At 68.5% G+C, this 22,240-nt stretch carries 21 protein-coding genes; 7 read left to right on the top strand and 14 right to left on the bottom strand.

Translation table 11 applies throughout. The features are described from left to right. From C1876_RS14565 to C1876_RS14550, 4 genes are all read right to left on the bottom strand, one after another. Positions 1-207: a 4Fe-4S binding protein gene (locus C1876_RS14565; protein ID WP_114547454.1), complete on the bottom strand. Its 207-nt coding sequence runs from the start codon at positions 205-207 to the stop codon at positions 1-3. Between the two features lie 73 nt (positions 208-280). Continuing rightward, positions 281-1,036: a nucleotide-binding protein gene (locus tag C1876_RS14560; RefSeq protein WP_114547453.1), complete on the bottom strand. Its 756-nt coding sequence runs from the start codon at positions 1,034-1,036 to the stop codon at positions 281-283. Then, positions 1,036-2,817, bottom strand: a complete 1,782-nt coding sequence (locus C1876_RS14555; RefSeq protein ID WP_114547452.1) for an AMP-binding protein — start codon at positions 2,815-2,817, stop codon at positions 1,036-1,038. Before C1876_RS14555 ends, C1876_RS14560 begins: the two co-directional genes overlap by 1 nt. 117 nt (positions 2,818-2,934) lie before the next feature. Beyond that, positions 2,935-3,516: a helix-turn-helix domain-containing protein gene (locus tag C1876_RS14550; protein WP_114547451.1), complete on the bottom strand. Its 582-nt coding sequence runs from the start codon at positions 3,514-3,516 to the stop codon at positions 2,935-2,937. 269 nt (positions 3,517-3,785) lie between these two features. On the opposite strand from C1876_RS14550, the gene C1876_RS14545 reads away from it, so the two are divergent. Next, positions 3,786-4,799, top strand: coding sequence for an EAL domain-containing protein (locus tag C1876_RS14545; protein WP_114547450.1), 1,014 nt, complete (start codon positions 3,786-3,788; stop codon positions 4,797-4,799). Here the strand turns inward: C1876_RS14545 and C1876_RS14540 are convergent. The 8 genes from C1876_RS14540 to C1876_RS14505 all read right to left on the bottom strand — a co-directional run bounded on the left by C1876_RS14540 (position 4,769) and on the right by C1876_RS14505 (position 12,838). Continuing rightward, complete coding sequence (locus C1876_RS14540; protein WP_114547449.1) at positions 4,769-6,199, bottom strand: winged helix-turn-helix domain-containing protein; 1,431 nt, start codon at positions 6,197-6,199, stop codon at positions 4,769-4,771. The two genes, C1876_RS14545 and C1876_RS14540, sit on opposite strands and share 31 nt — an antisense overlap. Before the next feature lie 28 nt (positions 6,200-6,227). Beyond that, positions 6,228-7,658, bottom strand: coding sequence for a transcription antitermination factor NusB (locus C1876_RS14535; RefSeq protein ID WP_114547448.1), 1,431 nt, complete (start codon positions 7,656-7,658; stop codon positions 6,228-6,230). Beyond that, positions 7,651-8,607, bottom strand: coding sequence for a methionyl-tRNA formyltransferase (gene fmt, locus C1876_RS14530; RefSeq protein ID WP_114547447.1), 957 nt, complete (start codon positions 8,605-8,607; stop codon positions 7,651-7,653). The genes C1876_RS14535 and fmt overlap by 8 nt, the downstream gene beginning before the upstream one ends. A 1-nt stretch (position 8,608) precedes the next feature. Then, on the bottom strand, positions 8,609-9,160 hold the full coding sequence (def, locus tag C1876_RS14525; protein ID WP_114547446.1) for a peptide deformylase: 552 nt from the start codon (positions 9,158-9,160) through the stop codon (positions 8,609-8,611). A 155-nt stretch (positions 9,161-9,315) separates the two neighbouring features. Beyond that, positions 9,316-10,275, bottom strand: a complete 960-nt coding sequence (locus tag C1876_RS14520) for an SPFH domain-containing protein (protein ID WP_114547445.1) — start codon at positions 10,273-10,275, stop codon at positions 9,316-9,318. Position 10,276: 1 nt separating this feature from the next. Beyond that, on the bottom strand, positions 10,277-10,705 hold the full coding sequence (locus tag C1876_RS14515; RefSeq protein WP_114547444.1) for an NfeD family protein: 429 nt from the start codon (positions 10,703-10,705) through the stop codon (positions 10,277-10,279). A gap of 72 nt (positions 10,706-10,777) precedes the next feature. Beyond that, positions 10,778-12,637 (bottom strand): DNA primase, encoded by a 1,860-nt coding sequence (dnaG, locus tag C1876_RS14510; RefSeq protein WP_114547443.1) that lies wholly within the window; start codon positions 12,635-12,637, stop codon positions 10,778-10,780. A 9-nt stretch (positions 12,638-12,646) separates the two neighbouring features. After that, the gene (locus C1876_RS14505) at positions 12,647-12,838 is read right to left on the bottom strand and encodes a hypothetical protein (protein ID WP_114547442.1); all 192 of its coding nucleotides are present in this window, start codon (positions 12,836-12,838) and stop codon (positions 12,647-12,649) included. Positions 12,839-13,037: 199 nt separating this feature from the next. Here C1876_RS14505 and C1876_RS14500 point away from each other — a divergent pair, with 199 nt between their 5' ends. Then, positions 13,038-14,207: a baeRF8 domain-containing protein gene (locus tag C1876_RS14500; RefSeq protein WP_114547441.1), complete on the top strand. Its 1,170-nt coding sequence runs from the start codon at positions 13,038-13,040 to the stop codon at positions 14,205-14,207. Positions 14,208-14,214: 7 nt separating this feature from the next. Here C1876_RS14500 and C1876_RS14495 read toward each other — a convergent pair whose 3' ends face one another. Beyond that, the gene (locus tag C1876_RS14495) at positions 14,215-14,655 is read right to left on the bottom strand and encodes a helix-turn-helix domain-containing protein (protein WP_114547440.1); all 441 of its coding nucleotides are present in this window, start codon (positions 14,653-14,655) and stop codon (positions 14,215-14,217) included. A gap of 177 nt (positions 14,656-14,832) precedes the next feature. On the opposite strand from C1876_RS14495, the gene C1876_RS14490 reads away from it, so the two are divergent. Then, positions 14,833-16,059 carry a deoxyguanosinetriphosphate triphosphohydrolase family protein gene (locus tag C1876_RS14490; RefSeq protein ID WP_114547439.1) on the top strand — a complete coding sequence of 409 codons (1,227 nt, stop codon included), beginning with the start codon at positions 14,833-14,835 and terminating at the stop codon, positions 16,057-16,059. On the opposite strand, the gene C1876_RS14485 is transcribed toward C1876_RS14490, so the two are convergent. Then, entirely contained in the window at positions 16,038-17,504 is a 1,467-nt protein-coding gene (locus C1876_RS14485) for a helix-turn-helix transcriptional regulator (protein ID WP_158544705.1), read from the bottom strand. The genes C1876_RS14490 and C1876_RS14485 overlap by 22 nt on opposite strands. A gap of 292 nt (positions 17,505-17,796) precedes the next feature. Between C1876_RS14485 and C1876_RS14480 the strand changes: the two genes are divergently transcribed. The 4 genes from C1876_RS14480 to yfcE all read left to right on the top strand — a co-directional run bounded on the left by C1876_RS14480 (position 17,797) and on the right by yfcE (position 22,085). Continuing rightward, the gene (locus C1876_RS14480; RefSeq protein ID WP_114547437.1) at positions 17,797-20,202 is read left to right on the top strand and encodes a molybdopterin-containing oxidoreductase family protein; all 2,406 of its coding nucleotides are present in this window, start codon (positions 17,797-17,799) and stop codon (positions 20,200-20,202) included. A 3-nt stretch (positions 20,203-20,205) separates the two neighbouring features. Further along, positions 20,206-20,745, top strand: a complete 540-nt coding sequence (locus C1876_RS14475) for a 4Fe-4S dicluster domain-containing protein (protein WP_114547436.1) — start codon at positions 20,206-20,208, stop codon at positions 20,743-20,745. A 109-nt stretch (positions 20,746-20,854) separates the two neighbouring features. Beyond that, positions 20,855-21,496: a TorD/DmsD family molecular chaperone gene (locus C1876_RS14470; RefSeq protein WP_114547435.1), complete on the top strand. Its 642-nt coding sequence runs from the start codon at positions 20,855-20,857 to the stop codon at positions 21,494-21,496. Positions 21,497-21,554: 58 nt separating this feature from the next. Next, complete coding sequence (yfcE, locus tag C1876_RS14465; RefSeq protein ID WP_114547434.1) at positions 21,555-22,085, top strand: phosphodiesterase; 531 nt, start codon at positions 21,555-21,557, stop codon at positions 22,083-22,085. Positions 22,086-22,240 lie beyond the last annotated feature (155 nt).

The raw sequence follows: 22,240 nt of genomic DNA, 5'->3' as shown, positions 1-22,240 counted from the left end.
CTACCTCTCTACCGTGATCGCAACGTCGGGGCACATCGTCGCGCACGACATGCAGCCCGTGCACGCTTCCATGTCGGTGCAGTATGCGGGGTGGTAGCCCTTCGCGGTGATCTTATCGTGATCAAGCGCCATGATCTGCTCGGGGCACGCGTCAACGCACAGGCCGCACCCCTTGCAGAAGGAGTCGTCTACGCTGATTCTCGCCATGATTCGCCTTCCTCGTCTCGTCTCTTCATGCACAACGGCCGGACGCGATGCGTCCGGCGCGCAGCTCTCTCGTCTATTCCCAGGGAGTTCTTACATATACTTGCACAGGATAGAGCGTTTGCCGATCCCCATTCGGTGCGTGGTGGGTAGTTTGTCGGTCGGCGACCTGCGAAGCGAGGGCGGCGGGCACCGTCGTATAGGCGAGGGGCAGCCCGGCGGCATCGGCGACCGCGCAGGCGAAGGGGATGCCCGCCTCCACGAGGGCCGCGTCGGTGTCGCCCTGCAGGTGCGTGTTGTTCGCCACGCAGGTGGCGCGCAGGTGGGATTTCTCCTCGATCTCGCGCAGCACCTCCACCGCTTCGGCCAGCTCCTGCGTGAGGTTGCGGCTGCGGTTCACCACGTAGTGCATCTCGTAGGGAGCCGCCTCCACCGTGCGCGCGAAGCGGCCGAGCGCCGTGGCGCCCACGTCGTCGCCGCCGGCGTCGACGAGCACGAGCGGGCGCTCGTCGCCCTGCTCCCACGCGCGCCCCGCCCCCTCGATGGCCGGCGCGATGGTGCCCGACAGGCTGGGCCCGTCGACGTTCGTGCCCGCGAAGATGGGCGCGATGCAGCGGATGCCGCGCTCGTCGAGCAGCGTTCGATAGTCGCTCGAGCGGAAGAAGGGGTTCACCACGTCGAGGTCGATGAGCGTCACCGCGCGTCCCGCGTCGGCCGCGTCGAGGGCCAGGTTGAGCGCGAGGTTCGTCTTGCCCACCCCGTAATGGCCGCACACGACGACCACGGGAGCGGCAAAGACGGGGCGCAAGGCCTCGAGGGCGTCCTCCCCCATCACACGAGCCCCTCGGGAGCCTTCGCCGCCTCGTCCGACTCGCGGATGGCCGCGCGGCGGATCTTGCCGTTCACGGTTTTGGGCAGCGCGTCCACGTACTCGACGATGCGGGGGTACTTGTAGGGCGCCGTCTTGCGCTTGACCCACGTCTGCAGCTCGCGCGTGAGCCCGCCCGAGCCCGCGAAGCCGTCGGCCAGCACGATGGTGGCCTTCACGGCCTTGCCGCGCGTGGGGTCGGGCACGCCGGTGACGGCGCACTCGCGCACCGCCTCGTGCTCGAGCAGCACGCTCTCGATCTCGAAGGGCCCGATACGATAGCCGCTCGACTTGATGACGTCGTCGTTGCGCCCCACGTACCAGAAGAAGCCGTCCTCGTCGCACCAGGCCGTGTCGCCCGTGTGGTACCAACCGTCGTGCATGGCGGCGGCCGTCTTGTCGGGGTCGCGGTAGTACTCGAGCATGATGCCGGCGGCCTTCCCGTGGATGTCGATGCACACCTCGCCCGTCTCGCCCGTGTCGCAGCGGGTGCCGTCGTCGCGCTGGATCTCCACGTTGTACAGCGGCACGGGCTTGCCCATGGAGCCGGGGCGCGGCGTCGATCCGGTGAGGTTCGCAATGGTGAGCGGCGTCTCGGTCTGGCCGAAACCCTCGTAGATGGTGAGGCCCGTGTGCTCTTTCCAGAAGTCGAACAGGTCGGGGTTGAGCGCCTCGCCCGCCGTCGTTGAGTACACGAGCGAGCTCAGATCGTAGCCGTCGATGTTCTCCGTCATCATCATGCGGTACATCGTGGGCGGGCAGCACAGCGTGGTGATGCCGTAGCGGCCGATGAGCGACAGGATGTCGGAGGGATGGAAGCGGTCGAAGTCGTACGTGAACACGCACGCCTCCATGAGCCACTGGCCGTAGTACTTGCCCCACACGGCCTTGCCCCAGCCGGTGTCGGCGATGGTGAAGTGCAGGCCGTCGGGCTCCACGTTGTGCCAGTGCTTCGCCGTGACGAGGTGCGCGATGGCGTACTCGGAATCGTGCAGCACCATCTTCGGGTTGCCCGACGTGCCGGACGAGAAGTACATGAGCATGGGGTCGGCCGCCGCCGTCTCGCGCCGCTCGAGGTGCTCGGGCGCTTCGCGCACGCAGGTGTTGAAGTCGAGCCATCCCGCGCGCTCGACGGGCGAGGCGCACACGCCGTCCGGGCCGGACAGCGCCGCCCCCAGGGGCAGGCCGTCGTCGGGGAACACGAGGGCGCCGTTCTCGTCCTCGGGCGTGAGGCCGCCGCCCGCGCCGTTCACGAGGATGCGGCACTCGAGCGTGGGGCACGCGTCGGCCACGTTGTCCACCACCGAGGCGATGTCGCCGAGCGACGTGGCAATGATGGCCTTGATGGACGCGCCGTTCAGGCGGTACTCCAGGTCGTGCTCCTTGAGCATGAACGTGGCGGGCACCATGACGGCGCCGAGCTTCGCGAGCGCCGGGGCCACGAACCAGAACTGGTAGTGGCGGCGCAGGATGACCATGACCATGTCGCCGCGTCCGATGCCCTGGGCGGCCAGGAAGTTCGCCGTCTTGTCCGACCAGCGCTTCATGTCGGCGAACGTGAACACGTGCTCTTCGCCCTCGGGGTTGCACCACACCATGGCGCGGCGGTCGGGATCGTTCTCGGCGATGTCGTCCACCACGTCGTAGCCGAAGTTGAAATCGGGCGGGCACGTGACCTCGAAGTCGGTCAAGATGCCGTCCTCGTCGTAAGTTTCCTGAACGAAGCGGAGGTTGATGTTTCTCATGATGGTGTCTTTCTTACGCGGATGCAGCGGAAGGACCCGCCGCGAGACGGATGGGATCATCGGATGCGAGGCGCTGTGCAGGGCGCGCGACGCGGGTCGCGGCCCGTCGGGCAGCGCCTAGATAATCTCCCCGTTCGGCTTCATGACGACCGCGAGGAACGTGCACGGCTCGCCGCCGACGGCGATCATGCCGTGGCCGCGGCTCGAGTCGTACATGAGCAGATCGCCCGCCTCGAGCTCTTCGATATGGTCTTCGTAGGCGAAGCGCATGCGGCCCGAGATGATGAAGTCGAGTTCCTGGCCCTTGTGGTAGGATAGGTGGATGGGCTCGCGCTGCTCCTCTTCGAGGAACGGGGCCGTCACCAGGAAGGGCTCGGCCAGCTTGTTCTTGAAGTGGGGCGCCTTGTGCAGGTACTCGAACCCGGCGCGGCGCTTGATGGACAGGCCTTCGGCGGCGCGCGTGAGCGAATAGCCCGTCAGGTGCGGGTCTTCGCCGGTCAAAAGCTCGATGACGTCGACGCCCAGGCGTTGGGCGCACTTGTACAGGAAGGTGAACGACAGATCCTGCTCGCCCGATTCCTGCGCGGCGTACTCGGCAACCGAGCGACCCGTCGCGTCGGCCATCTCCTGCATGGTCAGGTCCAGGTCCTCGCGCAGCGCGCGAATGCGGCCCGCCACCTCTTTGATGTTCGGCTCCATAACCTCAGACCTCCTTTGCGTATGCGCTGTTCGACCGTATGAGCTTCCACGAAGGACGCCCCCGTCGCAACGGGCGCTCGTCCATATATCCAGGTGGAAAGTTTTCCTATTGTATAGCAAGCCGGTTGGAATAGGGCGGAAATGGAGGAAATATCTGCGCGCATCCACGAACGGCAGGCCCCGTCTTGCGCAAGCGCGCCGTTTCTGGTAGGTTCCAAAGTAAAATCTGTGTACGTCATATACAAGCTAGGAGCCGGAAGGGAGCGCCTATGGGAGATGATCGCAGGAGAACCGTTGACGCGCGGGCGCAATCGCGCACGCGGCGCCGCAAGGCGGCCGGAGCGTCGCGCCGCCGCGCCGCGGGGCATACCGCCCTGAGCGCGGCCCTTAAGCGCGAGCGGCGCATGAGGCGCCGCCTCGAACGTGCCGCCGCCGAACAGGGGGTGCGCGGCGCATCCTGCGATGCGGACGAGGTCGGACGCCCGCAACGCGAGGAGGAGTTCGACGACGAGCTGGACGCCGCCCTCGAGCGCGGCGACTTCGTCCTCTACCTGCAGCCGAAGGTGCGGCCCTCCGACGGGTCGCTCGCGGGCGCGGAGGCACTCGTCCGCTGGGCGCATCCCGAGCGCGGCATGATCTCCCCCGCTGCGTTCATCCCCGCGCTCGAACGCAGCGGCGGCATCCTGGATCTCGATCTTCACATGTTCGAGCAGGCCTGCGCCCTCGAAGCGCGATGGATGCGCGAGAAGGGCGCGGCGCTCCCCCTCTCGGTCAACCTCTCGCGCCTGCACGTGCAGGACGACGCGTTCATCGAGCGGTTCGCGCGCATCGCGCACCGCTACGGCGGGGCGCCCGGCATCATCGAGATGGAGCTGACCGAGTCCGTGTTCCTCGACGACGAGGGCATCGAGCGCGTCGCGCGGGCGGTGCGCGAGATGCACCGCCACGGATTCCGCTGCTCGCTCGACGATTTCGGGGCCGGCTTCTCGTCGCTCGGGCTGCTCGCGCGGTTCGACGTAGACGCCGTCAAGCTCGATCGCACCTTCTTCCTCGACGAGACGCAACGCACCCGCGACGTGGTGGAGAGCATCGTGCAGCTGGCGCACAAGCTGGGGGTGTCGGCGGTCGCCGAAGGCGTGGAGACGCCGGAGCAGGTTGCGTTTCTGCGCGCCATCGGCTGCGACGCCGTGCAGGGGTTCGTGCATGCGGCGCCGCTGCCCGTGGACGAGTTCGAGGCATGGGCCCGCGAGCGCTACGCCGAGATCCCGGTCTGCGCGAGGTAGCCGCGGATTTCCACGAGCATGGTGCGGTAGTACGCCGCCAGGGCGTCGGCGTAGGCGCGCTCGTCGCCGTCCGCGAGCGCGTGCGCCGCACGGCGCGCGCAGGCCATGAGCTGCCGGCGCGCGTCGCTGCCGGGACGGGCCAACAGGAACACGTAGCCCCAGTGCAGCAGCTCCTCGAGCTCTTCGAGGATGACGCGGAAGGGCTGGAGCGGCTGGGCGGCGGCAAGCGCCCGCATGAGGTCACCCGGGAGCGACCAGTCCTCGCCGTCGCCGCCTGCGCGCCCTGCGGCATCGCCCGCCTCCGGCGCGGCCGCGAGCGCACCGAACGCCTGACGCGCGGCGAGGGGCAGCACCTCCACGAGCAGTTCGAGCGCGTCGAGGAACACCTCGATGCCCGCGCGAAACGCGTTCTCGCCGCCCGCACCGCCCTCGAAGCGCAGCGTCGAGGAGGCCACGCGCGTGCCGCGGCCGTTGATGGTTTCGGCCACGCCGAGGTCGCGCAGCATGCCGAGCGCCCGGCGCACGGTGATGGGCGACACGGCGTAGCGCGCGGACAGCTCGTCGATGGACGGCAGGAACGAGCCCGGCGCCAACGCGCCCGTGGCGATGGACGCCACGAGGTCGCGCGCCACCTCGGCGTGGGCGTACACGCGCCCCGCCTTCGCGTTCCATTCGAACGCGGGCGGCAGCGTCTCGATCTCAGGGAACGCGGCTGCCACCGCGTCGAAGTACCGGGCCGCGCGCTCGACGGCATCGGCGTACAGCGCCTCGAAGCGCGTCCGCGTCAGCTCCTCGTCGCCCGCCGACAGCGCCGCGACGGCGCCGGCGTACAGGCCGCGGCCCGCCCGGCGCGCCTCCTCGTGGGGATGGGCGAACCCCCGCACCTGCGGCAGCACGGCCGCGCGCTCGAGCCGCGCGTAGCACGCGGACAGCGTCGCGTTGCCCGCCGCCTCGAGCACCTCGTGCAGCACCATGGACGAGGTTCCCAGGTCGTCCGCCGACGTGCGCCGACCGCCCCCGTCGAGGCGAAACGAGCCGCGGCCGCCCCGCAAGCGCCCCGCCGCGCAGGCCGCGAACGCCGCCGGCATGACGAGCGCCATCGTGTCCAGGGATTGCTCGATGGTGGCGCGGCGCGCGAGCAGCGCCGCAGCCGCCTGCGCCGCCTCGTCCGACGCGCCGTCGCCGTAGCGCACCGTGGCGCGCCTGCGCTCGTGCGTTTCGATGTAGCCGTCCTCGCGCAGCGCGGCCATGACGTCGCGCGCGGTGCGCATGCCCACGTGGTAGCGCGCCGCAAGCTGGCGCAGCGAGGGCAGCGCGGAGCCGTGCGGCAGCACGCCGGCGACGATGTCCTGCTGGATGCTCCAGTAGACGTACGCGAACAGCGTGGTCTTCTCCTCCATGCCCGGCACGGCGCCCGAGCGCCCGGCGCTACGCCGTGCGGACGAACCGCACCGCGAAGTGCGCGTCCGACGATCCGACGGACAGGCGCGTGGCCACGCAGGCGCGGCCGTTGATGGGCGCGAGCTCGAAGCCGCTGCCGGCCTCGCTCTCGAGGAACGCCTTCACCACGCCGTTGTTCTCCTCGCGCGTCACCGTGCACGTGGCGTACGCGAGCGTACCGCCCACCTCCACGTGCGGGGCGGCCGCCTGCAGCATGCCCAGCTGCACGCGCGCGAACTCCACGATGTCGGCGGGCGCGATGCGCCAGCGGATCTCGGGATGGCGGCGCAGCGTGCCCAGCCCCGAGCACGGCGCGTCGATGAATATCTCGTCGAAGCGGCGCTCGCCCACCACGGCGTCCAGCTCGAGCGCGTCGCCCGTGAGCGCCTCGGCCACCTCCGCGCCGTAGCGTTCGGCGCGCTCGAGCAGCAGCTTCGTCTTGAACGCGTGGTTGTCGAGCGTGGCGAGCACGAGCTGCGAGCCGTACGCGCGCGTCGCGTCGCTCTGCAGCAGGATGGTTTTCGTGGCGCGGCCCGCGCCCACTTCCAGCAGCGAGCCGGGCTTCTGCTCGGGCAGCACCGAAGCTGCCACCAGCTGCGAGGCGGCGTCGGACACGAGGATCTTGCCCTGCGAGAACAGGCGCTTCACCTCGGGCAGCAGCAGCGCGCGCGTGTCGAGCACGCGGTAGCAGCCGGGCACGATCCCGTCATCGATGGCCACGGGCTCGAGGTCCTCGTCGAGCTTCGCGAACGCGGCCACGAGCGCCTCGTCGTTCGTCTTCGCGGCGTTGACGGCGATGAACAGGGGCGCCTGGTCGTTCGAGGCGCGCATGAACTCGATGGCCGCCTGCGGCCCCAGATCGGCGACGAGCTTGCGCACGAGCCACACGGGAAACGCGTGCAGGCGGGCGAGCGCCTCGAGGTCGCGCGCGGGATCGCCGAACGGGAACGACTGGCGCAGCAGCACGACCTTGCGCAGCACCGCGTTGGCCAGGCCGCTCGCGCTATTCGCGAACGAGCGCACGAGCTCGACGCCCTGGTCGACGGCCGCATGCGGCGACTTGCCCAGGAAGATGATCTCGTAGGTGCTGAGACGCAGCGCGTCGCGCACGTCGGGCTTCACGTCGGCCGGATCGTTGAGCGCCCGGTCGATGACGTCGTCGAGGGCGCCCGTCGAGCTCACCACGCCCAGAGCCAGCTTCGTGGCGAAGGCGCGATCTTCCGACGAGAGGTCGGAGCGGTCGATGCGCGTGCCGATGACGTCCTGCGCGAACGCGTCGCGCTCGCGCACGGCGCGCACCACGTCGAGCGCGGCCAGGCGGGCGGGGCTCGCCTTGGAACGCTGCTTCTTCGGCGCGCCGGCGGGGCCGGCATAGCCTTTCGGCTGGTGGTTCTCGGGTCGTTCAAGTTTCTCAGGCATGCAGTTCCTCCCACGTCAGGCCGCCGTCTTTGATTCCCTGGATGCCCGCGGCGAACGAACGCGCGTCCATGGCCTGCTTGCCGTCAGGCTTCACTTCATGTACTTCCACCGCTCCGTCGGCCGCGCCGAGGAACAGGCGCTTTCCCGCGAAGCGCACAGCGCCGGGTTCGAGCCCCGCCGCCAGCTCGCGCGCCTGCGCCCCTTCGGGCGCCGAAACGTCGAGCACGGTCACGCCGCGGCCGGCCACCACCGCGCGCGACGGGTGCGCCGCGCTCGAGGCCTGCACCTTGCGCTCCACCGTCACGGCCGCATCGTCCGGCGCCAGGTCGAGCTCGCGCTTCTCGATCTTGGAAGCGTAGGTCACCTCGTCCTCGTCCTGCTCGGTCCAGTCGGCCGCGCCCTCCTCCACGTGCACGAGCGCGGTGAGCAGGGCATGCGAGCCCAGATTCGCCAGCTCGTCGGTGAGGGCGGCGGCGTTCTTGCGTCCCACGACGGCCGTGCGGCACACGCAGTAGGCCCCCGTGTCGAGGCCTTCCTCCATGCGCATGATGCACACGCCCGCCTCCTCGTCGCCCGCCAGGATGGCGCGCTCGATGGGAGCGGCGCCGCGCCACCGGGGCAGCAGCGACGCGTGCACGTTGAGGCAGCCGTGCGTCGGGATGTCGAGCACGGCCTTCGGCAGGATGGCGCCGTAGGCCGCCACGCAGATGACGTCGGGCCGGAAGGCGGCCAGCTCGCGCTGCGCCTCCTCGTCGCGCAGGGTGCGCGGCGTGAGCACGGCGAGCCCATGGCGCTCGGCCACCACCTTCACCGGCGACGGCTCAAGGCGCTTGCCGCGGCCGCGCACCGCGTCGGGACGGGTGTAGACGGCTACCACGTCATGATGTTGCACCAGGTCGTCGAGGATGGTCGCCGCGAATTCCGGCGTGCCCATGAACACGACCCGCATGTTAACGCACCCGCGCTTCGAGCGAGGTCTCGCCCGGCTTCGCACCGGCGGCGAGCGCTATCTCGTAATCGCGCAGCGCCTGGATGCGCACGAGCGGATCGCAGCGCTCGAACATGGTGACGCCGTCGAGGTGGTCGAGCTCGTGCTGCAGGCAGCGGCCGAGCAGCTCGTCGCCCTCGATCTCCCACTCCTCGCCGTCGAGGTCGAAGTAGCGCACCCGCGCGAACGGCGGGCGGGCGATGGGAACCGAGATGCCGGGGCACGACAGGCAGCCCTCGCCCACCACGATGGGATCGCCCTGCGTGTCCACGAGCACGGGGTTCACGAGCGCGATGGGGTTCTGCTCGCCGTCGTCCTGATCGCAGTCGATCACCACGAGGCGCTTCGTCACGCCGAGCTGCGGCGCGGCGATGCCGCAGCCGTCGTTCTTGTACATGGCGCGGGCCATCTGCTTGGCCAGCTTCTTCAGACTCTTGTCGTCCAGGTCGCACGGGTCGCACACCTGGTTCAGAATGGGGTTGGGAGATTGCACGATGGAAATCACGGTCAACACGTCCTTCGGGTTTCTATGGGACGCGCCGCCCGAATGAGGGCGGCGCGGTTACAATCGCTGGATTCGTATTGTCCGGTTTTGAGCGCGGCTTGTCCATATCATCGCCGAAAGCTCCACAAAACGCGAGGTGGGAAGGGGAAGAGACGTCTGCGCTTCTACGCGATGCCGCCGTCCTTCTTCTCGTCCACCACGATCTCCTTGAGGCTGGCGGCCAAGCCGGCCAAACCCTGGATATCCGAGGGGATGATGAGCTTCGTCGCCTTGCCGTCGGCCACCTTCTTGAGCGCCTCGAACGCCTGCAGGGTGAGCACGGCGTTGTCGGCGCCGGCCTCGCGCACCATGCGGATGCCGTCGGCCGTGGCCTGCTGCACGTCCTTGATGGCCTGGGCCTGGCCCTCGGCCTCGCGGATCTGCTTCTCGCGGTCGGCCTCGGCCGCGAGGATGACCTTCTGCTTCTCGCCTTCGGCGGCGAGGATCTGCGCCTGCTTGTTGCCCTCGGCGATGGTGATGGCGGCCTGCTTCTCGCCTTCGGCCAAAAGCACCGCCTCGCGCTTTTCGCGCTCGGCCTTCATCTGCTTCTCCATGGCCTGCTGGATGGCGGCGGGCGGCGTGATGTTCTTCACCTCGACGCGGTTCACCTTGATGCCCCACGCGTCGGTGGCCTCGTCGAGGATGGAGCGCATCTTCGCGTTGATGGTGTCGCGCGAGGTGAGCGTGGTGTCGAGGTCCAAGTCGCCGATGATGTTGCGCAGCGTGGTGGCCGACAGGTTCTCGATGGCGATGATGGGGTTCTCCACGCCGTAGCAGTACAGCTTCGGGTCCATGATCTTGAAGAACACCACCGTGTCGATGGACATGGTGACGTTGTCCTTCGTGATGACGGGCTGCGGCGGGAAGTCGAACACCTGCTCCTTGAGCGAGATGAAGGGGCGCACGTGGTCGATGAACGGCACCTTGATGTGCAGGCCGTTGTTCCACGTGGCCAGATACGAGCCCAAACGCTCGACGATGGCGGCTTCGGCCTGCGGGACGATCTTGATGCACGTGATGGAGAACAGCACCACGAGCACGACCACCACGATGATGCCGATCAACAGCGGATCGAGGGTGAACATGTCAGGACACCTTCCTTTCGACGATGAGTTTCACGCTTTCCTGCCCCACGATGCGCACGACGTCGCCTGCGGGAATGAACGAACCGTCCGCGGAACGGGCGGCCCAGGTCATACGGTTGTCGGTTTCGACGCGACCGGTCAGGCCCTCGTTGTTCACGTCCTCCACCACGATGGCGGTCTGCCCGACGTGCGTGGGCTCTTCCAGCTTGCCGCGGTCGCGGTACTTCACGAACACGGGGCGCAGGGCCACGAGGCACACCACGGACACGACGAGGAACACGACGATTTGGGCGAGCAGGTCGACGCCGAGCAGGTTCGCGGCGAACGCCACGAGCGCGCCGATGACGAACCACATGGTGATGAGGCCGAACGACGCCACCTCGGCCACCGCCATGATGGCGGCGACGGCTAACCAGATGAAGGGGCTCACGGGCTCCTCCTTTCTCCTTCGTCGAGTATACCATCCCGCACGCCGCCCGGACGCGGGGCGCGGGCAACCCGGCTAGGAAAGCGGCTTGTGCGCGGCGCGGCGCAGCTTGAGGTCGCGCTGCATGGCGGCCACGGTCTCGTAGAGCATCTCGAGCTCGTCGGGGTCGAGGCGCGAGGGGTCGGCGATCTGCGCGCGCAGCGAGCCGATGGCGTCCTCGACGTCGCCGATGGCCAGCTCCTCCACGAGGAATGCGGCCAGGCGCTCGGGCGTCGACGTCTCCGACACGGTGCCCGACGTGAGCACGCTCGCGGCGGACGGCAGCGCGCGCGACGCCTCCGTGACGAGGCGCGCCGACGAGGAGGCGGGGTCGTCGGCCAGGGTGTCGAGCATGCTCTGCGCGATCACGGCGTGCGCCTGCTCGTGCCACTGCGTTTGCGCGAGCGCGTCGGCGTGCAGAAGCGCGAGGTCGGGGCGGCGCGCGGCCAGCGTGAGCAGCTGGCGCTCGAAGCGGCGGCGGTTGACCTCGGCGCGCGGCAGGCTGCGCGGCGCGTACGCGGGAGCGGCGGAGGCGCTTTCGGCCTGCTCGTCGGGCTCGCCTTCGGCGCGCGGGGCCTTGAGGTGCTCGAGCTGGTCGATGACGTCCTGCTCGCGGGCGCGCACGCTCGTGGCTATCTGCACGGCGTAGTCGCGCGCGAGCATGGAGTCCTTGATGGGCGCGAGCACCTCGAGCGCGTCGGCGAGGGCGGCGGCGCGGCCCTCGGCGCGGCCGAGGTCGTGGCGCGCGAGACGGCGCTCGATGCCGTACTTCAGCAGCGGCTGCGCATGCGCGATGAGCTTCTGCAGCTCCTCGGCCCCGCGATGGGCCACGAAGTCGGCCGGATCGAGGTTGTCCGGCAGCGTGACCGCGGCCAGCTCGATGCGGCTCTTGCCGGCCTCGGGGGTCATGGAGTCGTCGATGAACGCGAGCGCGCGGTCGGCGGCGCGCTGCCCGGCCTCGTCGCCGTCGAACAGGTAGACGATCCGATGCTGCGCGTGGCGCGACAGCAGGCGGATGTGGCGCATGGTGAGCGCGGTGCCCAGCGTGGCCACGGCGTTCTTCACGCCCGCCTCGTGCAGCGCGATCACGTCGGTGTAGCCCTCCACCACCACGGCCACGCCCGAGGAGGCCATGGCGGCCTTTGCCTTGTCCATGCCGTAGAGCACCTGCGACTTGTGGAACAGGGGCGTTTCCTGGGAGTTCAGGTACTTCGGCTCGCCTTTGCCCACCACGCGCCCGCCGAAGGCGATGCACTCGCCCTGCGGGTCGTTGATGGGGAACATGACGCGGTTGTAGAAGCGGTCGCGCAGCTTGCCGCCGTCGCCCGACAGCGCCACGTTGGCCTGCACCATCTCGTCGGGCTTGAAGCCCTTGGCCGACAGGTGGCGCACGAGCTGGCCGCGCCCCGGCGCGAAGCCGAGCTGCCAGGTTTTGGGCACGTCGCCGCCCAGGCCGCGGGCGCCCAGGTAGCTGCGCGCCGCCGCCGCGTCGGAGCTCGGGTTGCGCATGAGCTGGGCGTGGTAGAACGCGGCCGTCTCGTCGCAGATGGCCTTGAGGCGCGCCTTGCGGCTGCTGCCGATGCTCTTGCGCCCGCCGCTCTCGGCGATCTCGATGTGCGCGCGCTCGGCCAGCCGGCGCACGGCCTCGGGGAACGACAGGTCCTCGGTCTTCATGATGAAGCCGAACACGTCGCCGCCCTCGCCGCAGCCGAAGCAATGCCACAGCTGCAGCGCGGGATCGATCTTGAACGACGGGGTCTTCTCGTTGTGCAGCGGGCAGCAGCACCAGAAATCGCGCCCGCGCTGCTTCACCGGCGTGCGTTCGCCGATGACCGCGACGAGATCGCTCGCCTCGCGTACCTTCTGGATGTCCTCTTCGCTGATGCCGCCTGCCATGGGTGCGCCCTACCTCCGCCTGTTCTGCTTCGCCAGCACGACGCTGACCAGGAACACGAACCCGCACGCAAACGCCGGACCGAGCTCGCGCAAGCCGAGGCCCGCTTCACCGGCGTTCATGGATGCCAGCACGAGGCTCGCCGTCATCGCGACGAAGCTCAGCACCGCGACGATCGCGTAGATCCGCTCCTTGTTCTTCATGTGCTCCCTTTCCGTGTTTGACGGCTCCCAGTATAGCGCAAGCGCGCGCGACGGCGCGCGACGGGCCGCGCTTAACAGGACGCCTAACGAACGCTGACAAAACCGCGGCAGTTTCGGACGCGCCCGAGGGCGCTGCTATGCTGAATCGGCCGACCGATTTCGGCGGCGTTCCGCACGATCACTGACATGGAGGTTTGCCATGAACGACGACATCACGCTGTTGGCGGACTTCGATTCTGCCCTGTTCGAGCAGGTCGAGCCGCCCCTCGTATCGCTGTACCTGCCCACGCACGGGCGCACGCAGGACACCGATCAGGACCGCATCCAGTTCAAGAACCTGCTCGACGAGGCCAAGGAGAAGCTGGCCCAGCAACGCGAGCATCGCGAGCACACGGGGGTGGACGCGCGGCTCGACTACGTGGCCACGCATCTCGACGAGCTGTTCGGACCCGCGGCCGAGGGGGCGCTCGCCATCCTCGTGTCGAACGATCGCACCTATATATACCAGCTGGGCTACCCGGTGGAGCCGCTCGCGCTCGTGGGCGAGCGCTTCTACGTGAAGCCGCTGCTCAAGCACTTCCGCTGGGGTTCGCGCTACTTCCTGCTGGGCCTGTCGGCCGACCGGTTCGCGTTCATCCACGGCGACTTCGGTTCGCTTGAGCGCGTCGAGCTGCCCCAGGGCGTGCTCGACGAGTTCAGCGAGGAGTTCCCGCTCGTCTACGACGGCCACGAGGGCGCGCTCGACTACGAGTCGCTCGAGAACCACCTGCCGCCCTACCACGGGTACAAGTCGCGCAACGACGTGAAGAAGGAAGAGGCCGAGAAGTTCTTCCGCTACGTGAACAAGGCCGTGGCCGAGCACCTCGTGCAGGGCACCGACCTGCCCGTCATCCTGGTGAGCCTGCCCGAGCACCAGACCATGTTCCGCCGTATCTCCACCATCGAGCACCTGCTCGACGAGGGCATCGAGAAGGACGTGGGCGGCATCGAGGCGCCCGAGCTGCTGGCCCGCGCGAAAGACGTCATCGAGAACGCCCGCGAGGCGCACGCCGTCGAGCTGCTGGGCGCCTACGAGGACGCCGTCGGGCGCGGCGGGGCGGCATCGGACCTCGAGGCCATCGGGCTCGCGCTCGTGGAGCGCAAGGTGCGCGCCCTGTTCCTGGCCGAAGGCGCCTACATCCCGGGCGGCTTCAACGACGAGACGGGCGAGGTCTCCCTGTTCGAGCGCGAGCCGCACGGCCGCTTCCAGGGCCCCGAGCTGGCCGACCAGTTCGCCCGCGCCGCGCTCGCCCAGGACGCCGAGGTCATCGAGCTCGACGCCTCCCAGGTGCCCGGCGACACCGGCATAGCCGCCCTGTACCGCTACTAAAGAGCCTCTAGCGTTTGCGCAGGGTCTTGCCTATGCAGTAGGCGCCTGCCAGCGTCACGGCGAGCGAGATTCCCATGAGCGCGCCGGAGAGCAGGTCGCGCACGTCGGAGCCGCCGAGGGTGCGCGACACCGCCAGCAGCGCGATGCCGATGGCGACGAGCAGCATGCCGGCGAACGCCGTGCGCTGCGCCTCGTCGCGGTCGGGCGCGGCGACGGCGCCCTCTCCGGCGCGCTCGGCGGCGCTCGCGCCGTCCATGAGCTCGGCGATGGTGACGCCCAGCTCGTCGCACAGGTCCTCCACGATGCCGTAGTCGGGCATGCACTTGCCGTTCTCCCACTTCGACACGGTCTTGTTCGACACGCCCAGCCGCTCGGCGAGCTGCGCCTGCGTCAGGTTCTTCTCCTTGCGCTTCCGATGGATGTAGCGCCCGGTTACCGCTTGGTTCATAGCCGTTCCTCCCGATGGTTCCGATGGGCCCACGATAGCGCGCGGGCGCCGAGGATACCATCCCCCGAACGGAGAATACCGGAGGATGCGTCCCGCGGCCGATGTTTCACGTGAAACATTTGTACGGGGTGCATCCATGCGCTACAATGTCCTCGAACAACACGAAAGAGGACGCGCATGGAACACGAGAATATCCCCTACCTCACGCTCGATCCCGCCATCGAGCAGGCCATCCGGGCCGACCGCGCCGCCGGGCGCATGCATCCGCACCGCTTCGACGACGCGCGGGTGCTCCGCCGCGAGCAGAACCCGCACGACGACGCCACGCTCACGCGCCCCGCATTCGCGCGCGACATCGAAAAGATACTCAACGTGCCGGCCTACAACCGCTACGCCGACAAGACGCAGGTGTTCTCGTTCGTGGAGAACGACGACATCAGCCGCCGCGGCCTGCACGTGCAGCTGGTGAGCCGCGTGGCGCGCGGCATCGGCTCGCTTCTGGGCCTCAACGTGGAGCTCATCGAGGCCATCGCGCTCGGCCACGACGTGGGGCACACGCCGTTCGGCCATGCCGGCGAGCGCTACCTGAGCGCGTGCTACCACCGGCGCACGGGACGCTACTTCAACCACAACGTGCACTCGGTGCGCGTGCTCGACCAGCTGTACCGGCGCAACGTGAGCCTGCAGACGCTCGACGGCGTGCTCTGCCACAACGGCGAGTTCGCCCAGCAGGTGCTGCGCATGGGCGATACGGCCGACTTCGCCGCGCTCGACGAACTCGTGGAAGCGTGCAACGCCGACGAGCGCACCATCAAGACGCTGCGCCCTTCCACGCTCGAGGGCTGCGTCGTGCGCGTGAGCGACATGATCGCCTACGTTGGCAAGGACCGCGCCGACGCGCTCGACATGGGCGTCATCGACTCGCTCGACGTGTTCGACAGCACGGTGATCGGGCGCGACAACGCGCGCATCATCAACAACCTCACGGTGGACCTCGTCAATTCGAGCTACGGCACCGACCGCATCGCGCTGAGCGAGGAGGTGTTCGCCGACCTCAAGCTGGCCAAGCGCCAGAACTACGAGCTCATCTACGAGCGCGAGGGCATGGTGGAGGGCAGCGACAACATCGTGGAGGAGATGTTCGAGGAGCTGTACGCGCGCCTGCTGGCCGACCTGGAAGCGGGCGACGAGAGCTCGCCGGTGTTCAAGCACCACGTCTCCTCGCTCGCCGCGAAGTCGCGCGCGGTCACAGCCGACGAGTACCTGGCGAGCGACCCGAACCAGATCGTCGTGGACTACATGGCCTCGATGACCGACAGCTACTTCATGGCGCTGTACGCCCACCTGTTCCCCGAAAGCGACAAGCGCATCCTGGAGCGCGGCTACTGCTCCGACTTGGCCTGAGGACGTTCCAGCAGGTCGATGAGCTCCTGCTTGTCGTGCACGTCGAGCTTGCGGTACAGGTGCGCGAGGTGCGTGTTCACCGTGCCCGCCGTCAGCCCGAGCGCCTCCTGGATGCGCGGCGTGGAGCGGCCCTTCGCCACGAGCGCCATGATCTCCTGCTCGCGCGGCGTCAGGTCGTAGTCGGCCGCCACGTGCTCGCACCGCTCGCGAAACGGCTGGCGGCCGCTTGAGGCGCGCACGCCCAAGAGGCTCGTCATGGAGCGGTCGGTGAACAGGAACAGGTAGGCCAGGAACAACAGGCACACGCATCCGAGCTCCACGATGCTCAGCAGGCGCGGCGCGAGGTCGAGAAACGAGCTGAGCAGCGCCCCGCCGAACGTGCCGGCGAGCGAGCCGGCCACGTGCGCGCCCCACCCGACGCCGAACGAGAACAGCGCCACGAGGCCGTACAGCCCCGTGATGCGCACGAGCACGATCCACACGAGCAGCGTCACCGTCGCGTACATGGTGAGCGCCACGATGTCGGCGGCCATCGATCCCAAATCGAGGATGGGCAGCAGCAGGAACATGAACCCGAGCGCGAGCACCGCCGCGCGGTAGGCCGCGGCCACGTCCAGCTCGCGCGCCGAGAACAGCGGCACGCACACGAGCGCGATGGACGCCATGGTGGCCACGAGGAAGAGCCACGGGTAGCTGCCCTCGCTGATGATGGGCGACGCGTTGAAGAACAGCGCGCGGATGAGCGACTCGGCGAACGAGAGCACGCCGAGCGACAGCAGCGCGCGCAGCGAGAACGCCCCGCGCCTGAGCGACGCCGAGGCGGCGGGGGCGGGCTCGTCGTCGCGCTTCCACACGCCCACCTTCCCGAACAGGATGAAGCCCACCGCCACGGGAAGCAGCACGGTGGCGCCCACGCCCACGGCGCGCGGCAGCGCGACCACGAGCGCGAACAAAATGGCGGCCAGCAGAAACGACGACGCCGTCTTCACCACCGCCTGTGCCGGCGCAAGCCGCCGGAACTCGTCGCCCCAGGCCAGATACAGCACGCCGAGCCCCGCGCCCGCCGCGGTGGACGTGAGGGAGCACCAGGGCTGCGTGAAGAAGTTGAGGTCCACCACGACGAGCACGACGGTGGACGCCGCCATGACGGCCGGCGCGAGCGCGCGCACCGGGCCGCGGCGCATGACGCGGGCGAAGCGCTTCGGCATGAGCGCGCCCAGCAGCAGCACCGCGAGCACGCCTACGCTCGAGAAGCCCACCACGCTGTTGAAGTGGCTCACGTCGTTGCGCGTCGAGAAGTGCACGATGGTGCTGAAGAACACGATGGACGACCACGCGAGCGTCAGCGCGAAGCCGAGCGCGCGCACGTCGAACACGTCGGCCAGCGTGACGGCCTTCAGATGCCGCTTCACCGCGGCCATCCGCTCCACGATTCCCGTTTCCATGGCTCCCCCTCCCCGTGCCGCTTGATGCGGCAGCCATGCGTCGGCGGCCATTGTACCGCAAACGCGCCTCATATAAAACCTATGTCGACCCAGGTGGGAAAACGATTTTCCCACGCTAAGAAACCTACGATTCCAAAACGGCGGCGCGCTTCCTAAAGTGGAGCCATCGCATAAGCGATTCGAGCGCGCAACGTGGGGAAACGTCGGAGACGTGCACGAAGGAGGGGCGGCTCAAGCCGCACGGGCCGACGGACGGGACGCGCACGAACCACTCGATCCAAGAGGAGGGATCATGTCAGAACTGACGAGGAGAACGTTCTTCAAAGGCGCTGCCGCGCTGGGTGCCGCAGCCATGCTGGGCGGGTGCGCCCCGCAGGAGATGAAGGAGTCCGAGACCAAGGACGCCGCGGCATCGGGCGACGACAACGCCGTCGTCGAAGTCAAGCACGCCTGGTGCAAGATGTGCGGCCCCGCCCGCACGCACTGCTCCACGCTCTGCACCATCAAGGACGGCCGTTGGGTGCACGTCGAGGGCAACCCCGAAGCCGGCAACAACTACGGCCGCGGCTCGCGCTCGCTCTGCGCCAAGGGCAACGCCGCCATGCACACCGTGTACTCGCCCACCCGCCTGCTCTATCCCATGAAGCGCACGGGCGAGAAGGGCGAAGGCAAGTTCGAGCAGATCACGTGGGATCAAGCGCTCGATGAGATCGCCGCCAAGCTCAAGGAGCAAAAGGAACAGTACGGAGCCGAATCCTACGGCGTGCTGTCGCCGCAGTACTACGCCGTGCTGGGCAGCCTGGGCCGCCGCTTCCTCAACGTGCACGGCTCGCCGAACTACCTGCACTCGGCCATCTGCAACTCGCAGCGCATGTTCTCGCGCCTCGTCACCATCGGCGGCCCCGTGCACGGCAAGGCCACCGACACGGCCCCCGGGCAGCTGGGCAAGACGAAGCTGCTCATCGTCTGGGGCTTCAACTCCGAGAACTCCGCCATCAACCAGGGCAATCCGAACGGCCGCCTGAACGCCAAGGAAAACGGCATGCAGATCGTCGACATCCGCCCGATGCAGGAAGGCCTCGGCGCGCACGCCGACTACTGGCTGCCCGTGCGTCCCGGCACCGACGGCGCGCTGGCCCTCGCCTTCCTCAACATCATCATCGGCGAGGACCTCTACGACCACGACTTCGTCGAGAACTGGACGAACGGCTTCGACGAGCTGGCCGAGCACGTGAAGCAGTACACGCCCGCCTGGGCCGCCGAGATCACCGGGTTGCCCGAAGAGCAGATCGTCGAAGTCGGCCGTCTCATGGGCACCGTGAAGCCCATGGGCATCAACTGCGGCAACGGCATCGGCGACCAGTCGGCCGACGGCCACTGGACCGTGGCGTGCGCCTGCATCATCGAGGCCATCACCGGCAACCTCGGCATCGCCGGCGGCGGCGGGGCGGGCATGGTCATGCCCGAACCCCTCATCAAGACCAAGGAGATCGACCTGCTGTCCGACCGCCTGCCCGAGAGCGAAGAGGACAAGGCGAACGGCTGGATGGCCGGCGTGTCCAAGCTCGTGGCGCCCGAGACGCCGCGCTGGTTCCAGGACATGGTGACGCAGGAGTCCGGCCCCACGACCGCCTACAACAAGGGCCTGCAGTCCATCCTGTCCGAAGACCCCTACCCGCTGCGATTCGTGTTCGGCCAGTCCTCGAACCCGATGTCGGCCACCCGTCAGCCCAAGACCATCGCCGAGGCGCTCAAGAAGCTCGACTACTACGTGGTCATGGACACGGCGTGGAACTCGTCGTGCGACTACGCCGACATCGTGCTGCCGGCAACCACCCAGTACGAATCGGCCGACCAGTTCGCCACGAAGAACTCCCCCGCCGGCACGTTCATCGGCATCAACCAGGTGATCTCCGAGCCTCCGGGAGAGACGCGCTCCGACTGGCAGTACTACCTCGACCTGGCCGTGAAGATGGGCTACGGGGCGGACTTCTGGGACGGCGACATCGACAAGATGCTGAACGAGCAGCTGGACGGCTCGGGCGTGACGCTTGAAGAGCTGCGCGAAAAGGGCTACGTGTTCAAGGAGCGCACCGACGGCGCCAAGCCCACCGAGCCCGAGTACCAGAACTACGCGAAGATGTTCGAGAACCTGCCCGGCGGCAAGATGCAGTGCGCCAACGATTGGATCGGCGACAAGCCCAACGCCACCGACACGGGCACCATCTCGCGCCTGCCCGAGTACAAGGGCGCACCCGAGAGCCTCGACGGCACGCCCGACGTGGCGGCCGAGTACCCGCTCGTCATCTCCGACGTGCACGCCTACCGCCTGTGCAACCACAGCTACTACCACGACGTGCCCTACCTGCGCGAGCTGCAGCCCGAGCCGTGGGTGAAGATCAACCCCGCCACCGGCGCGAAGTACGGCATCGCCGACGGCGATTGGATGAAGATCGAGTCGCCCCACGGTTCCATCAAGATGGTGGCGCGCTACTTCGAGCCCATCGCGCCCGACGTGCTCATGACGAAGCGCGGCTGGTGGGAGCCCTGCGACGAGCTCGGCCTTCCCGGATACGGCAGCCTCGACGGCGGCAGCGAAGTGAACGTGCTCTACGACGACGACATCGCCAACTACGACGGGTTCACCTCGGCCATGGCCAAGCAGACGCTCGTGAAGATTTCGAAGAGTGAGGGGTAAACGATGGCTGAGCAATACGGATTCTACGTCGACACGAGCCGTTGCATCAAATGCTGGGCCTGCCAGGTAGCATGCAAGCAGTGGCACGACATCGAGGCCGGCACCGTGTCGCGCCGCAACGTGCAGGAGACGGTGGAGGGCACCTTCCCCGCCGTGAAGCGCACGTTCGAGTCGCTGTCCTGCATGCACTGCGAAGAGCCCGCCTGCTTCGCGAAGTGCCCGCAGGGCGCCATCAGCAAGCGCGAGGAAGACGGCATCGTGGTGGTGGACGACGAGAAGTGCATCGGGTGCAAGACCTGCTCGCTGGCCTGCCCGTTCGAGGTGCCGCAGTACCGCGAGGTGGAAGGCGGCGGGCTGAAGATGGACAAGTGCGACACGTGCCTGTCCATCGGCCGCAACGACGACGGCGACCCGCACTGCGTGGCGGCCTGCCCGATGCAGGCGCTGCACTTCGGCCCGCTTTCCGAGATGGAGGAGCAGGCCGTCGCGAAGGGCGGCGCGCGCATGGAGGGCGAGACGAACCCGAGCGTGTACGTGTCCTAAGATCGACGATTCGGAGGCTGCACCTCCCCGCAGCCTCCTCCCTCCCCGCCCGAGGGGCGCGCGAGCGCCTCTCGGGCCGCCTGTTCGCATCCAACCACGAGGAGCTTCCATGGAATCCTGCGACTTCACCGAGCTCATGGGCGAGCGCGCGCTCGCCTACCGCTTCCTCTCGCGCGCCTACCGCACCGCGCCCGACGCGGCGTTCGTCGCCGCGCTGCGCGCCGCCGGCGAAGCGCGTCCTGCCGACGATGCGCTCGCGCCGTTCTTCGCCGAGCTGGCCGACCGGGACGCCGCGGACGACGAAGCGCTGCGCATCGACCTGGCCGCCGACTACAACCGCCTGTTCTTAGGGATGGGGCCGCACCCCGTGCCGCCGTACGAGTCGGTGTACACGAGCCCCGAAGGCCTGCTCATGCAGGACGCCCGCGACGAGGTGCTGGCCGCCTACCGCGCGCAAGGCCTCGACGCGCCCGACGACTTCGGCCTGCCGGAGGATCACCTCGCGCTCGAATGCGCGTTCGTGGGCGAGCTGGCCGAGCGCGCCGCAAGGGCGAGCGAGCAGGGCGACGAGGCTGCCGCCGCCGAGCTCGCGGCGTTTCAGCGCGCCTTCGTGAACGACCACCTGGGCGCCTGGGTGCCCGCGTTCTGCGACGACGTGGAAGGCAGGGCGCGCACGTCGTTCTACCGCGGCCTCGCCGCGCTCACGCGCCAACAGGTGGAAGCCGACCGCGAGGTGCTGGCCGCGCTCTGAGGTCGCGCCGCGCGGAGGGTTGCGCTACACTGGCAGAACTTCGAAGAAAGGAATGCCCGTGAAGCTGCTCATCGCATCCGACCTGCACGGCGCGGCTCCCGCCGTGCACGCGCTTGCCGCGCACATCGAGGCCGAGGCGCCCGACCGCATCGTGCTGTTGGGCGACCTGCTGTACCACGGCCCGCGCAACGACCTGCCCGCAGGCTACGCGCCCAAAGAGGTGATCGCCGTGCTCAACGGCCTGGCCGAGCGCATCGTGGCCGTGCGCGGCAACTGCGACGCCGAAGTGGACCAGATGGTGCTCGACTTCCCCTGCATGGCCGACTACGCCCTCGTCGAGGTCGACGGCCACGAGCTCTACCTCGCCCACGGCCACCTCGGCGACCCGCCGCGCCTCGCCCCCGGCAGCGCCTTCCTGTCCGGCCACACGCACGTGAAAACCCTCGACAACCGCGAAGGCGTGCTCTACGTCAACCCCGGAAGCACGTCCATCCCCAAAGACGGCACCGCCAGCTACGCCGTGTACGAGAACAACGCGTTCAAGCTGAAAACCCTCGAGGGAGCAGTGCTGGCAGAGAAGGGGTGGTAGCCCCCAGGTTGCGTATGGGGGACTGCCCTTCTCCTCTTCTTGCGCATGGGGGACCGCCGGGGATTGATGCCGCTTGCGCCATGCGCAACCTGGGAGGCTTGCTGGTTGCGTCCGGCAAGGCGGGTTTTAACCGGCAAGCCCCCGCCGGACGCATG

The organism is Eggerthella sinensis, from assembly GCF_003339815.1.
Lineage (GTDB): Bacteria > Actinomycetota > Coriobacteriia > Coriobacteriales > Eggerthellaceae > Eggerthella > Eggerthella sinensis.
Note: the sequence above shows the minus strand (reverse complement) of the source record. Positions and strands in the feature narration are given on the sequence as shown.